12 protein-coding genes are annotated in these 12,868 nt (G+C 73.7%); 4 read left to right on the top strand and 8 right to left on the bottom strand.

The features are described from left to right. The 8 genes from ACYVJ4_RS10280 to ACYVJ4_RS10245 form a co-directional block, all read right to left on the bottom strand. Positions 1 to 233: 2-oxoglutarate dehydrogenase E1 subunit family protein (locus tag ACYVJ4_RS10280; protein WP_460460036.1), on the bottom strand; the 233-nt coding region annotated here is incomplete at its 3' end. 153 nt (positions 234 to 386) lie between these two features. Further along, on the bottom strand, positions 387 to 1,184 hold the full coding sequence (locus ACYVJ4_RS10275; RefSeq protein ID WP_460460035.1) for an ABC-2 family transporter permease: 798 nt from the start codon (positions 1,182 to 1,184) through the stop codon (positions 387 to 389). Continuing rightward, on the bottom strand, positions 1,181 to 2,128 hold the full coding sequence (locus ACYVJ4_RS10270; RefSeq protein ID WP_460460034.1) for an ABC transporter ATP-binding protein: 948 nt from the start codon (positions 2,126 to 2,128) through the stop codon (positions 1,181 to 1,183). Before ACYVJ4_RS10270 ends, ACYVJ4_RS10275 begins: the two co-directional genes overlap by 4 nt. A 34-nt stretch (positions 2,129 to 2,162) precedes the next feature. Further along, on the bottom strand, positions 2,163 to 4,157 hold the full coding sequence (locus tag ACYVJ4_RS10265) for an ABC transporter ATP-binding protein (protein WP_460460033.1): 1,995 nt from the start codon (positions 4,155 to 4,157) through the stop codon (positions 2,163 to 2,165). Beyond that, positions 4,154 to 5,890 carry an ABC transporter ATP-binding protein gene (locus ACYVJ4_RS10260; RefSeq protein ID WP_460460032.1) on the bottom strand — a complete coding sequence of 579 codons (1,737 nt, stop codon included), beginning with the start codon at positions 5,888 to 5,890 and terminating at the stop codon, positions 4,154 to 4,156. Before ACYVJ4_RS10260 ends, ACYVJ4_RS10265 begins: the two co-directional genes overlap by 4 nt. Beyond that, positions 5,890 to 6,501 carry a TetR/AcrR family transcriptional regulator gene (locus tag ACYVJ4_RS10255; RefSeq protein WP_460460031.1) on the bottom strand — a complete coding sequence of 204 codons (612 nt, stop codon included), beginning with the start codon at positions 6,499 to 6,501 and terminating at the stop codon, positions 5,890 to 5,892. Before ACYVJ4_RS10255 ends, ACYVJ4_RS10260 begins: the two co-directional genes overlap by 1 nt. A 162-nt stretch (positions 6,502 to 6,663) precedes the next feature. Further along, positions 6,664 to 7,701, bottom strand: coding sequence for a HAMP domain-containing sensor histidine kinase (locus ACYVJ4_RS10250; protein ID WP_460460030.1), 1,038 nt, complete (start codon positions 7,699 to 7,701; stop codon positions 6,664 to 6,666). Next, positions 7,698 to 8,447, bottom strand: a complete 750-nt coding sequence (locus tag ACYVJ4_RS10245) for a response regulator transcription factor (protein WP_460460029.1) — start codon at positions 8,445 to 8,447, stop codon at positions 7,698 to 7,700. Before ACYVJ4_RS10245 ends, ACYVJ4_RS10250 begins: the two co-directional genes overlap by 4 nt. Positions 8,448 to 8,505: 58 nt before the next feature. Here ACYVJ4_RS10245 and ACYVJ4_RS10240 point away from each other — a divergent pair, with 58 nt between their 5' ends. From ACYVJ4_RS10240 to ACYVJ4_RS10225, 4 genes are all read left to right on the top strand, one after another. Further along, positions 8,506 to 9,957, top strand: a complete 1,452-nt coding sequence (locus ACYVJ4_RS10240; protein WP_460460028.1) for a GuaB1 family IMP dehydrogenase-related protein — start codon at positions 8,506 to 8,508, stop codon at positions 9,955 to 9,957. A 103-nt stretch (positions 9,958 to 10,060) separates the two neighbouring features. Further along, positions 10,061 to 11,371 carry a hemolysin family protein gene (locus tag ACYVJ4_RS10235; RefSeq protein ID WP_460460027.1) on the top strand — a complete coding sequence of 437 codons (1,311 nt, stop codon included), beginning with the start codon at positions 10,061 to 10,063 and terminating at the stop codon, positions 11,369 to 11,371. Beyond that, entirely contained in the window at positions 11,368 to 12,411 is a 1,044-nt protein-coding gene (locus ACYVJ4_RS10230) for a hemolysin family protein (RefSeq protein WP_460460026.1), read from the top strand. The genes ACYVJ4_RS10235 and ACYVJ4_RS10230 overlap by 4 nt, the downstream gene beginning before the upstream one ends. Before the next feature lie 241 nt (positions 12,412 to 12,652). Then, positions 12,653 to 12,868, top strand: a 216-nt coding sequence (locus ACYVJ4_RS10225) for a hypothetical protein (RefSeq protein WP_460460025.1), incomplete at its 3' end; no start/stop codon positions are given.

Below are 12,868 nucleotides of genomic sequence, written 5' to 3'. Positions count from 1 at the left end.
GGGGCAGCGGGAGCCGGCGTCGGTGCGGCGGCAGGGGCCGCGGGGGCCGCGGGGGCCGCGGGGGCCGCAGGCGCGGCGGTCGAGGCGGCGGGCGCCCCGTTGCTGGCCGGCACCTCGGACGGCGTGTAGTCCTCGAAGAACTCCCACCACGCGCGGTCGACGGACGTCTTGTCCTTCAGGTACTGCTGGTAGAGCTCGTCCACCAGCCACTCGTTGGGCCCGAAGGCCGCCATCGGGTCGCTGCTCGTGGGCTCCTGCGACACGGCGGTGATCGCCTCTTCCGTCTGCTCGAATCGGGGTGCGGTCGGCCGGACCCCGGTGTCCGGCCGTCGGCCTCTAGGCTAGTGCGTCGCCGAGCGCGGTGCCGAGGGGCTCGTCGGGTCGGCTCAGGTGATGTCGCGCCGGGCCGTCAGCAGCCACCCGGCGACCCCGATCAGCAGGCCGTAGCCGAGCACCACCAGGCCACCCGCCCACCACGGCAGCAGGTCGCTGCCGGTGTAGCCCTCGACGAGCGCGGCGGACGCGCTGCCGAGCGTGTACTGGTCGAGCGGGCTCGCGTCGAGCTGGCGGATCGCGAGGCCGGCGAGCGGGTCGACGAGGAACACGTAGCCGACCGCGACCAGCACGGCCGCCACCTGGTTGCGCAGCAGGACGCCCAGGCTGAGCCCGATCAGGCACCACAGGACGATGCCCGGGACGCCGAGGGCCAGCGACCGCAGCACCGTGCGGTCGCCGACGTCCGTGCTGATCCCGCGCGCGGCCGCGACCACCTCGACCGTGACGAGCGAGAGCAGCTGGGTGACCAGCGCGTACCCGATCCCGACGACGACGGACGCGAGCGCCTTGGCGACCACGACCCGGCTGCGGTGCGGCGTGGCGAGGAAGGTCTGGGTCGCCGTCCGGTGCCGGAAGTCGACGGCGCCGACGATGGTGCCCATGACCAGCGCCATGAGGTAGCCGCTCTGGAAGCCGGCCGACAGGGCGCCGCGCAGCCCCTCGGCGGTGTCGAGCGCCGGCAGCGGCGGGGCGCCCGGCCCGGGCGTGGAGCCCGCGAAGACGGCGGTGACCGCCACCTGCAGCGCGACGAGGACGGCCAGGCCGACCAGCAGCCCCCACCACATCTTGGTCGTGCGCACCTTGACCAGCTCGGCCGCGAACGCGCGGCCCAGCCCGCCGCCGCTCACGCCGCCGCCCCGGGCGTGCGGCGCTCGACGTCGATGCGCTGCTCGGCCGCGCTGACCATGCGCAAGAACGTGGTCTCGAGGTCCTGGTGCACCGGGGCGAGCAGGTGCAGCGGCACGCCGGCGGCGTGGACGACGTCCCCGACCTGGTCGGGCGTGCGGCCGCGGACGACGAGCGAGCCCGGCCGCCCGTCCTCGACGACAGCACCTGCCGCCGCCAGGGCGGTGCGGGCGGCCTCGAGGTCGGGGGAGCGCAGCTCGACGCCGGGCTCGCCGGCGAGGGAGGCGAGCGGTCCGGTGTGCACCAGCCGGCCGCGCGCCAGCACCACGACGTCGTCGACCGTCTGCTGCACCTCCGAGAGCACGTGGCTGCTGACCAGCACCGTGCGGCCCTCGGAGGCCAGGTGGCGCAGGTAGCCGCGCAGCCAGGCGATGCCCTCGGGGTCGAGCCCGTTGGCGGGCTCGTCGAGCAGCAGCACCGCCGGGTCGCCGAGCATGGCGCCGGCCAGGGTGAGGCGCTGGCGCATGCCGAGCGAGAAGCCCCCCACGCGGCGGTCGGCGGCGTCGGCCAGGCCGGTCAGCGCCAGCACCTCGTCACCGCGGGCCGCGTCGATCCCGCCGGCCGCGCACATCCAGCGCAGGTGGTGGCGCGCGGTGCGACCGGGGTGGAAGGACGAGCCGTCGAGCCCGGCGCCGACCACGCGCAGCGGGTCGCGCAGCGCCGCGTACGGCTGGCCGCCGATCGTCGCGGTGCCGGACGTCGGCTGCAGCAGGCCCAGCAGCATCCGCAGCGTGGTGGTCTTGCCGGCGCCGTTGGGGCCGAGGAAACCGGTGACGCGGCCGGGCTCCACGGCGAACGACACGTCGTCGACGGCCAGCACGCCGCCGAACCGCTTGGTCAACCCGGTGAGCTCGAGCCGTCGTCCGGCGTGCGCGTCGTCGTCCACGACCCCCATCCCACCACCTGACGTGACGGGAGGGTCAAGCCCCCGCGGCGGCCACGTCGACCGCAGCGCCGCTGAACTGCGCGGCGTACAGCCGGGCGTAGGCGCCGTCGCGCTCGAGCAGCTCGGCGTGCGAGCCCTGCTCGACGATCGAGCCGTCCTCCATCACCAGGATCAGGTCGGCGTCGCGGATCGTCGAGAGCCGGTGGGCGATGACGAAGCTGGTGCGGTCGCTGCGCAGGGCCTGCATCGCCTGCTGCACGAGCAGCTCGGTGCGGGTGTCGACCGAGCTGGTCGCCTCGTCGAGGATCAGCAGCGCGGGATCGGCCAGGAAGGCGCGCGCGATGGTGACGAGCTGCTTCTCGCCGGCGCTGATGTTGCTGGCCTCGGCGTCGAGCACGGTGTCGTAGCCGTCGGGCAGCGAGTGCACGAAGCGGTCGACGAACGTCGCGCGGGCGGCCTCGAGCACCTCCTCGTCCGACGCCCCCGGCCGGCCGTAGGCGATGTTCTCGCGGATGGTCCCGGCGAACAGCCAGGTGTCCTGCAGCACCATGCCGATCTCGGAGCGCAGGGTGTGCCGGGTCAGCCGGGTGATGTCGACGTCGTCCAGCGTGATGCGTCCGGAGTCGAGCTCGTAGAAGCGCATCACCAGGTTGACGAGCGTCGTCTTGCCAGCCCCGGTCGGGCCGACGATCGCGACGGTCTGGCCGGGCTCGACCACCAGGCTGAGGTCCTCGATCAGCGGTGTGCCGGGGTCGTACGAGAACGACACGTGCTCGAACGCGACCCGGCCGTGCGGGTCGTCGAGCGGCGTGGGCGTCGCGGCGTCGGGCTCCTGCTCCTCGGCGTCGAGCAGCTCGAAGACGCGCTCGGCCGACGCCACCGCCGACTGCATGAGGTTCGCCATGGACGCGACCTGCGTGAGCGGCTGGGTGAACTGGCGCGAGTACTGGATGAACGCCTGCACCTCGCCGAGCGACATGGCGCCGGTGGCCACGCGCAGGCCGCCGACGACGGCGATCGCGACGTAGTTGAGGTTCCCGATGAACATCATCGTCGGCATGATGATGCCGCTCACGAACTGCGCCCCGAAGCCGGCGTCGTGCAGCTCGGAGTTCTTCTGCGCGAACGACTCCTCGGTCTCGCGCTGCTTGCCGAACACCTTCACCAGGCTGTGGCCGGTGAACGTCTCCTCGATGATGCCGTTGAGCTCGCCGGTGCTGCGCCACTGCTGCACGAAGTGCTTCTGCGAGCGCTTGCCGATGGCGGCGGTGACGACCATGGTCACGGGGATCGTCACCAGGGCGATGACGGCCAGCAGCGGCGAGATCCAGATCATCGCGGCCACCATGGCGACGACCGTGAGCAGCGAGGTCAGCAGTTGGCTCAGCGTCTGCTGCAGGCCCTGCGCGAGGTTGTCGATGTCGTTGGTGACACGGCTGAGCAGCTCGCCGCGCGGCTGGCGGTCGAAGTAGGGGAGCGGCAGGCGCGCGAGCTTGTCCTCGACGTCCGCGCGCAGCTGGAAGATCGTGCGGTTGACCGCGCCGGTGAGCACCCGGCCCTGCAGCCACTGCATGAGCGCGGCGACGACGTACAGCGCGAGGACGAGCAGCAGGACGTCGGCCACGCGGTCGAACGCGATGCCGCGCCCCGGCACGAGGTCGGGCATGTGCGCGACGAGGTCGGCGAACGTGTCCTGCCCGCGCTCGCGGGCGGCAGCGACGACCTGCTCGCGCGTCGCCCCGGCGGGCAGCCGCCCGCCGATGGCGCCGGCGAAGATGAGGTCGGTGGCGTGGCCGAGGATGCGCGGCCCGACGGACGACAGACCGACGCTGACCAGCGCCAGCGCCAGGACGGCGGTCAGCGCAGAGCGCTCGGGGCGCAGCAGCCCCAGCAGCCGGCGGGCCGACGTCCGGAAGTCCTGCGACTTCTCGGTCGGCAGCGCCATGCCCATGCCCGGTCCACGCTGCTGGCGCGGGCCGCGCCGGGCCTCGGCGGCCTTCTCCTCCTCGGTCTTCAGGCCCTCGCTCATGCCGCCACCTCCCGCGCGCCGCTCTGCGACCGGGCGATCTCCTGGTAGGTCTCGCAGGTCTCGAGCAGCTCGTCGTGGGTGCCGGTGCCGACGACCCGACCGTCCTCGAGGACGACGATGCGGTCGGCGTCGACGATGGTCGAGACCCGCTGAGCGACGACGACCACGGCGGCGTCCCGGGTCACCGGTCTCAGCGCGGCTCTCAGCCGGGCGTCGGTGGCCAGGTCGAGGGCCGAGAAGGAGTCGTCGAACAGGTAGACCGAGGGCCGGGCGACGAGCGCGCGGGCGATCGCGAGCCGTTGGCGCTGGCCGCCGGACACGTTGGTGCCGCCCTGCGTGATCGGGGCGTCGAGGCCCTCGGGCATGGCGCGCACGAAGTCCTCGGCCTGGGCGACGCGCAGGGCGGCCCACAGGTCGTCGTCCGTCGCGCTGCTGTCGCCGAAGCGCAGGTTGCTCGCGACGGTGCCGGTGAACAGGTACGGCTTCTGCGGCACCAGGCCGATGCGGCCCCACAGGTCGTCGAGGTCGGCCTCTCGGACGTCGACGCCGCCGACGAGCACGCGACCGCCCGTGACGTCGTAGAGCCGCGGCACCAGCTGCAGCAGCGTGGACTTGCCGGCGCCGGTGCTGCCGATGACCGCGGTGGTCGTCCCGGGCTCGGCGCTGAACGAGATCCGTTGCAGCACAGGGACCTGCGCCCCCGGGTAGCTGAACTCGACGTCCTCGAACCGGACGTCGACCGGCCCGTCGGGCAGGTGCGTCGGCCGCTCGGCCGGGACGACGGTCGAGCTGGTGTCGAGCACCTCGCCGATGCGACCGGCGGAGACGGTGGCGCGCGGGATCATCATCGACATGAAGGTCGCCATCATCACCGACATGAGGATCTGCATCAGGTAGGACATGAACGCGGTCAGGGCGCCGATCTGCATGGCGCCGCTCTCGACCCGGTGGGCGCCGAACCACAGCACTGCGACCGTCGAGGCGTTGAACACCAGCATGACGATCGGGAAGACCAGCGCCATCAGCCGCCCCACGGCGACCGCGGTGCCGGTGTACTGCGTGTTGGCGTCGCCGAAGCGGTCGCGCTCGTGGTCCTCGCGGACGAACGCGCGGACGACGCGGATGCCCGTGATCTGCTCTCGCAGGACGCGGTTGACCCAGTCGACCGACTCCTGCATCAGGCGGAACTGCGGGATCATCCGCCGGATCACCAGGGCGACGGACAGCGCCAGCAGCGGGACGGCGACCCCGACCAACCAGCTCAGGCCGACGTCCTCGCGCAGCGCCATGATGACGCCGCCGACCATCATGATCGGCGCCGACACCATCATGGCGGCGCCCATGAACACGACCTGCTGCACCTGGGTGACGTCGTTGGTGCTGCGCGAGATCAGCGTCGGAGCGCCGAACCTCGAGACCTCCTGGGCCGAGAAGCTCCCGACGCGGGCGAAGACGGACGCGCGCAGGTCGCGGCCGAGCCCGGCGGCGCTGCGGGCGCCGAGGTAGGTGGCGACGACGGTGGCCACGACCTGCAGCAGGCTGACCGCGAGCATGAGGGCGCCGGCCCGCAGGATGAAGTGGGTGTCGCCGAGGGCCACGCCCTGGTCGATGATCTTGCCGTTCAGGCTCGGCAGGTAGAGCGAGGCCATGGTGCCGACGAGCTGCAGCGCGACGAGCAGCGTGAGCAGCGTGCGGTACGGCGCGAGGTAGGTGCGGACGATCCGGACGAGCATCAGGCCCCCCTGGGCGTGCGGTGGGTGGTGGAGAGCAGGCCGTTCAGGACGACGTCCACGATCTCGTCGGCCGTGGCCGTGGAGCGGGCCATCATGGGGTGGACGCTCGAGAGCGTCAGCATGCGCAGGAAGTCGAGCAGGCGGTCGGGTTCGACGCGCAGGTCGCGGGCGTCGTCCCCGACCAGGTCGACGAGGGCGCGCTCGAGCTGCTGCTCGGCCCGCCGGCCGTGGTCGGTGCCCGACACCCGGCGGGGGCCGCCGATCGGCTGGCCGCTGCTGCGCAACGTCATCAGCAGGCTGAACACGCCGTCGAGGTGCTGCTGCAGCACCGTGACGGCGGCCGTGAGCCGCGGCTGCAGCGGCAGGTCGGCGTCGATGCCGCGCAGGGTGGCGACCACCCCGACGGTGTCGAAGGCCTCCTGCACGCAGGCCTGCAGCAGCTCGTCCTTCGAGCCGAAGGCGCGGAAGATCGTGCCCTCGGCGACGCCCGCCGCCTCGGCGATCTCGCGGGTGCTCACGGCGCCGCCGCGCTGCCGCACCAGCGGCAGCGTCGCCGCCACGAGGGCGGCGCGGCGCTCGTCCGGCGGCAGGGAGGGGGCGCGGGGGGTCACCCGGCGAGCATAAGTGAGTGAGCACTCACTCACAAGGGGTTTCAGCGCCGTGGCAGTGGCGACCCGCATGGTCACCGCGCGGTGGCTGTGTGCACGACCAGAGCACGGTCACCATGCCGGTAGCCACCCGCCGTGGTCGAGGACCCGCGCCGCACGTGCGTCTCAGGCGTCCTCGAGCTGGCGCTGCGGCACGGTGACGCGGATGTCGCAGCCGCTTGGCGACTCGGCCACCCGGATCGTGCCCTCGTGCAGGTCGACCACCCACCGGGCGATCGCGAGGCCGAGGCCGGTGCCGCCGTCGTGCGCCGACGACGCACCCCCGCGGTGGAACCGGTCGAAGACGCGTACGCGGTCGCGCGGGTCGATGCCGGGCCCCTCGTCGATGACGTCGAGCTGCACCTCGGCCGCCGAGCCGCGGGCCTTCGCGGTGACGACGCCGCCGGGCGGGGAGTGCCGGGCCGCGTTGTCGAGCAGGTTGGCGACCACCTGGTGCAGGCGGTCCTGGTCGGCGACGAGGGTGAGGTCGGCCGGCTGGACGTCGACGACGTACCGGACGTCGCGCCCCGCGAGCTCGGCCTGCTCGACGCAGGTCTGCAAGAAGTGCTCCAGCCCCAACCGGTTGCGGTGCAACGGGACCGCACCCGCCTCGACCCGTGAGAGGTCGAGCAGCTGGCTGACCAGGTCGCCCAGGCGCTCGGTCTGCGCGAGCGCGGCGCGCAGGGTCGCGTCGTCCGGGGTGGTCACGCCGTCGACGAGGTTCTCGAGCACGGCGCGCAACGCCGAGACCGGCGTGCGCAGCTCGTGGCTGACGTTGGCGACGAGCTCGCGGCGCTGCCGGTCGGCGTCGCCCAGGTCCTCGGCCATCATGTTGAACGCGCGACCGAGCTCGCCCACCTCGTCCGAGGACGTCGCTTGCACCCGCCGGCTGTAGTCGCCGCGCGCCATCGCCCGCGCCGCAGCGGTCATCTCGCGCAGCGGCGAGGTCATGCCGCGCGCCAGCACCTGCGTGACGACGAGCGCGAAGAGCACCGACAGCGGCAGGGTGTACCGCGTCGCGAGGTCGTTGTGCAGCCCGGCCCACACGAAGATCGCCGAGGTGCTGCACGTCGCCGCGACCAGGATCCCGAGCTTGATCTTGATCGAGCGGAACGGGTCCAGCGGACGCAGGTCGCGCACGCGGCCGCCGGCCGAGGTGTTCACGACCCGCCGCCGCCCTCGAGCGCCTCGCCGTGCGGCTCGGCCGAGTAGCCGACGCCGTGCACCGTGCGGATCAGGCCGGGTCCGAGCTTGCGCCGCAACGCCTTGATGTGGCTGTCGACCGTGCGCGTGCCGGAGGCGTCGGCCCAGTCCCACACGTCGGCCAGCAGCGTCTCGCGCGTCAGCACCGTGCGAGCGCTGGAGGCCAGCCGCACCAGCAGGTCGAACTCGATCGGCGTCAGGTGCACCTCGTCGCCGTCACGTCGCACGCGGCGCTCGGCGCGGTCGATCTCGACCGGCCCGAGCACGATGGACGACGGCCCGTCCCCGGCCTCGACCAGCTGCTGGGCGCGGGCGACCCGGCGCAGCAGCGCGTTGACCCGCGCCACCAGCTCGCGCATCGAGAACGGCTTGGTCATGTAGTCGTCGGCGCCGACGCCCAGCCCGACGAGCATGTCGGTCTCGTCGTCGCGCGCGGTGAGCATCAGCACGGGCACCGGCCGCTCGGCCTGCACCCGACGGCACACCTCGAGCCCGTCGAAGCCCGGCAGCATGACGTCGAGCACCATCGCGTCGGGCGGGCTCGACAGCGCCGCCTGCACGGCCGACGGTCCGTCGCCGGCGACGTCCACCTCGTAGCCCTCGGCGCGCAACCGGTGCGCGACCGACAGCGCGATGGTCGGCTCGTCCTCGACGACGAGGACACGACGAGGCGTGGACGGTCCGCCGCCCGGCTGCTGGCCGCTCATGCTCCCGACTCTACGGCGCGCGGTGAGGGGGTCGTGTGAAGCGCCGTATCGTTCCGGTGTGCATTTCCTCGACGGCCACAGCCCCCGCGGCGACCTCACCTACAACGACGTCTTCCTCGTGCCGAACCGCTCGGACGTCACGTCCCGCCTGGACGTCGACCTGTCGACGGTCGACGGGACGGGCACGACGGTGCCGGTCGTCGTCGCGAACATGACGGCGGTCGCCGGACGACGGATGGCCGAGACCGTGGCCCGGCGCGGCGGGCTCGTCGTGGTGCCGCAGGACATCCCGGTCGACGTCCTCGCGGAGGTCGTGGCGTGGGTCAAGCAGCGCGACCCGGTGCTCGACACCCCGCTCACGCTCACCGCGCACGACACGGTGCTCGACGCGCTGCACCTGATCCCCAAGCGCGCGCACGGCGCCGTCGTGGTCGTCGACGACCAGCACCGCCCGGTCGGTCTGGTGACCACCCGCGACTGCACCGGCGTCGACCGCTACACCTCGCTCGCCGACGTCATGAGCCGTGACCCGCTCACCCTCGACGCCGACGCGCTGCACGGACCCGACGGGCTGCGGGCCGGCTTCGAGCGCCTGGACGCCGCGCGCCGCAAGGTCGCCCCCGTCGTCCGCGACGGCGTGCTGGTCGGCCTGCTCACGCGCACCGGCGCGCTGCGCTCGACCATCTACCGCCCGGCCCTGGACGACGCGGGCCGGCTGCGCGTCGCGGCGGCCGTCGGCATCAACGGCGACGTCGTGGCCAAGGCCCGTGCGCTGCTCGAGGCCGGTGCCGACGCCCTCGTCGTCGACACCGCCCACGGCCACCAGGCCAAGATGCTCGAGGCGCTCGCGGCCGTGCGCTCGCTCGACCCGCAGGTGCCGGTCGTCGCCGGCAACGTCGTCACGGCCGACGGCGTGCGCGACCTCGTCGCCGCGGGCGCCGACATCGTCAAGGTCGGCGTCGGCCCCGGCGCCATGTGCACCACCCGGATGATGACCGCGGTCGGCCGGCCCCAGTTCAGCGCCGTGCTGGAGTGCGCGGCCGCCGCGCGCGAGCTCGGCCGGCACGTCTGGGCGGACGGCGGCGTGCGCCACCCGCGCGACGTCGCCCTCGCGCTCGCCGCCGGCGCGAGCCAGGTGATGGTCGGCTCGTGGTTCGCCGGCACCAACGAGAGCCCGGGCGACCTGATGACCGACGCGCAGGGGCGGGAGTACAAGGAGAGCTTCGGCATGGCCTCGGCCCGCGCCGTCGCCGCCCGCACGCGCGACGACTCGGCCTTCGACCGGGCCCGCAAGGGGTTGTTCGAGGAGGGCATCTCGAGCTCGCGCATGCTGCTCGACCCGCGGCGGCCCGGCGTCGAGGACCTGCTCGACCAGATCACCTCGGGCGTGCGCAGCGCGTGCACGTACGTCGGCGCGCGCACGCTCGACGAGCTGCACGAGAAGGCGGTCGTGGGCCTGCAGTCCAGCGCCGGCTACGACGAGGGCCGGCCGCTGCCGGTCGGCTGGTAGCCGTCCGGACCCGTACGATGGCTCGGGTGAGACCGCGAGCCGGCGACCGCGCCGACCCCGACGAACCCCACCATCGAAGCCGTCCGACCTCGGCGAGGTCGGCATGATCGAGTGGCTCCTGCTCGTCGCCAGCGTCGTCCTGACCGCGGGCACCGCGGTGTTCGTCGCCGCCGAGTTCTCCCTGGTCGCGCTCGACCGCTCGTCGGTCGAGCGGTCCGTCGCCGCGGGGGACGCCCGCTCCGAGGGCGTCCTGACCGCGCTGCGGCACCTGTCGACCCAGCTGTCGGCCTGCCAGGTCGGGATCACGCTGACCACGCTGCTGGTCGGCTTCCTGGCCGAGCCCAGCATCGCCGCGCTGCTCGAGGGCCCCATCACGGCCACCGGCCTGCCCGAGGGCGCCGTCGAGCCCGTGGCGGTGGCCGTCGCGCTGGTGCTGGCCACCGCGTTCTCGATGGTGCTCGGCGAGCTGGTGCCCAAGAACCTCGCGATCGCCCGGCCGTTGCAGACCGCGCAGGTCATCGCGCTGCCGATGCGGCTGTTCTCCACCGTGGCGCGCCCGCTCATCGCGCTGCTCAACGGCAGCGCCAACAAGGTGCTGCGGCGCATCGGCGTCGAGCCCAAGGAAGAGCTGTCGAACGCGCGCACGCCCCAGGAGCTCGCCTCGTTGGTGCGCCGTTCGGCCGAGGCCGGAACGCTCGACGCCGGCACCGCCGAGCTCGTGACCCGCTCGCTGGGCTTCGGCGAACGCACGGCCGAGGACGTCATGACCCCTCGCCTGCGCTGCACGGTCGTGCAGCGCGACGAGACGGCGGCGGACGTCGTCCGGCTGGCGCGCACCACCGGCCACTCCCGCTTCCCGGTCGTCGACGAGGACCTGGACGACGTCGTCGGCGTCGTGCACGTCAAGCGCGCCGTCGCCGTGCCGCTCGAGCGCCGGGCCGAGGTGCCGGCGGCCGCGCTGATGTCCGAGCCCCTGATGGTGCCCGAGACCGTGCGGCTCGACCCGCTGCTGGTGCAGCTGCGCGAGCAGGGCCTGCAGCTCGCCGTCGTCGTCGACGAGTACGGCGGCACGTCCGGCGTGGTGACGCTCGAGGACGTCGTCGAGGAGATCGTCGGCGAGGTGGCCGACGAGCACGACCGCGGCCGCAGCTCCGGCCGCCGGCTGCGCGACGGCGCCTGGGTGGTACCCGGCCTGTGGCGCCCGGACGAGGTGCGCGACCGGGTCGGGGCCGACGTCCCGGACGACGGTGCGTACGAGACCGTCGGCGGCTACGTCATGGCCCGGCTCGGCCGCGTGCCCGAGGTCGGGGACGTCGTCCGCACCGACGGCTGGCAGCTCGAGGTCACCCGCATGGAGGGACGGCGCGTCGACCGGCTGCGCGTCCTGCCCGCGGCCGAGCAGGACCAGCCGTGAGCGCCGGGGTCGCCCTCGCCGTCGCGCTGGCGCTGCTGCTCGCCAACGCCTTCTTCGTCGGCGCCGAGTTCGCGATCATGGCCGCCCGGCGCAGCCAGATCGAGCCGCTCGCCGCCGCGGGGTCGCGGCGCGCCCGCAGCACCCTGTGGGCCATGGAGCACGTGTCGGTGATGCTCGCCTGCGCCCAGCTCGGCGTCACGGTCTGCTCGCTCGGCCTCGGTGCCGTGGCCGAGCCCGCCCTGGCCCACCTGCTCGAGCGGCCGTTCGAGTGGGCGCACGTGCCCGAGGGGCTCGTGCACCCGGTCGCCTTCGCGCTGGCGCTCGCCGTCGTGGTCTACCTGCACGTCGTGGTCGGCGAGATGGTGCCGAAGAACCTCGCCATCGCCGGCCCGGACCGCGCGGCGCTGGTGCTCGCGCCGCCGCTGGTGATGGTCTCGCGCGGGCTCGGGCCCGTGATCCGCGTGCTCAACGGCCTGGCCAACGGCGTGCTGCACCTGCTGCGGGTCGAGCCCAAGGACGAGGTCACCTCGACGTTCACCGCCGAGGAGGTCTCCTCGATCGTCGCCCAGTCGCGGCGCGAGGGGCTGCTCGGCGACGAGCACGGCCTGGTCTCGGGCGCCCTGGAGTTCAGCGAGCGCGCGGCGGCCGACGTCGCCGTCCCGCTCGCCGAGCTCGTCACGGTGCCGTCGGGCTCCACGCCCGAGGACGTCGAGCGGCTCGTCGCGCGCACCGGCTTCTCGCGCTTCCCGGTCACCGCGACGGACGGCGAGCTGGCCGGCTACCTGCACCTGAAGGACGTGCTCTACGCCGACGACGAGCGCTACGAGCAGCCGGTGCCGCCCAAGCGGGTGCGCTCGCTGGTCACCGTCGGCGCGGGCGACGAGGTCGAGGACGTGCTGGCCACGATGCAGCGCTCGGGCGCCCACCTCGCGCGCGTGGTCGAGGCCGACCGGGTCACCGGCGTGGTGTTCCTCGAGGACGTGCTGGAGGAGCTCGTCGGCGAGGTGCAGGACGAGACCCGCCGCCAGGCCACGCGCTGACGACCTGCGCAGAAACCTCGATCTCGTGTGGTGTGCGTCACATCCGGCGCGCCGGGCCCTGTTGTGATTCGTCCGTTTCGCCTATGGTCGTCAGGCGGTGCCGGGGCCGTCCCACAGCCCTGGCACGCGGACGTCGCCGGGCTTCCCCACCGGTAGTGTTCGCTGCTCCCGACTTCCTGTCGTCGACCCCTGCCGGAGATCCCGCGTGCCCCCTGCCGACCACCTGACGGACCCCGCGTCCGTGACGGCTCAGGGGGAGCCGACCCAGCAGCAGAGCTCCTACCGCGGACGACGACGCCGCGAGGCCGACGTCGAGGTGACCGAGCCGGTGACGCTGGCCGACCTCGCCGAGCGCTCGCCGCAGGTGCCGCCGGCTGCGCCGCAGTACCGCACGCGCGCCGAGGCCGAGGCCGCCGCGCGCACCGCCGAGGCCGCCGCCCGCACCACGACGACCGCG

The sequence above is a fragment of the Angustibacter peucedani genome, assembly GCF_054779595.1.
The sequence above is the reverse complement of the archived record's forward strand: the minus strand, read 5'-3'. Positions and strand labels throughout refer to the sequence as shown.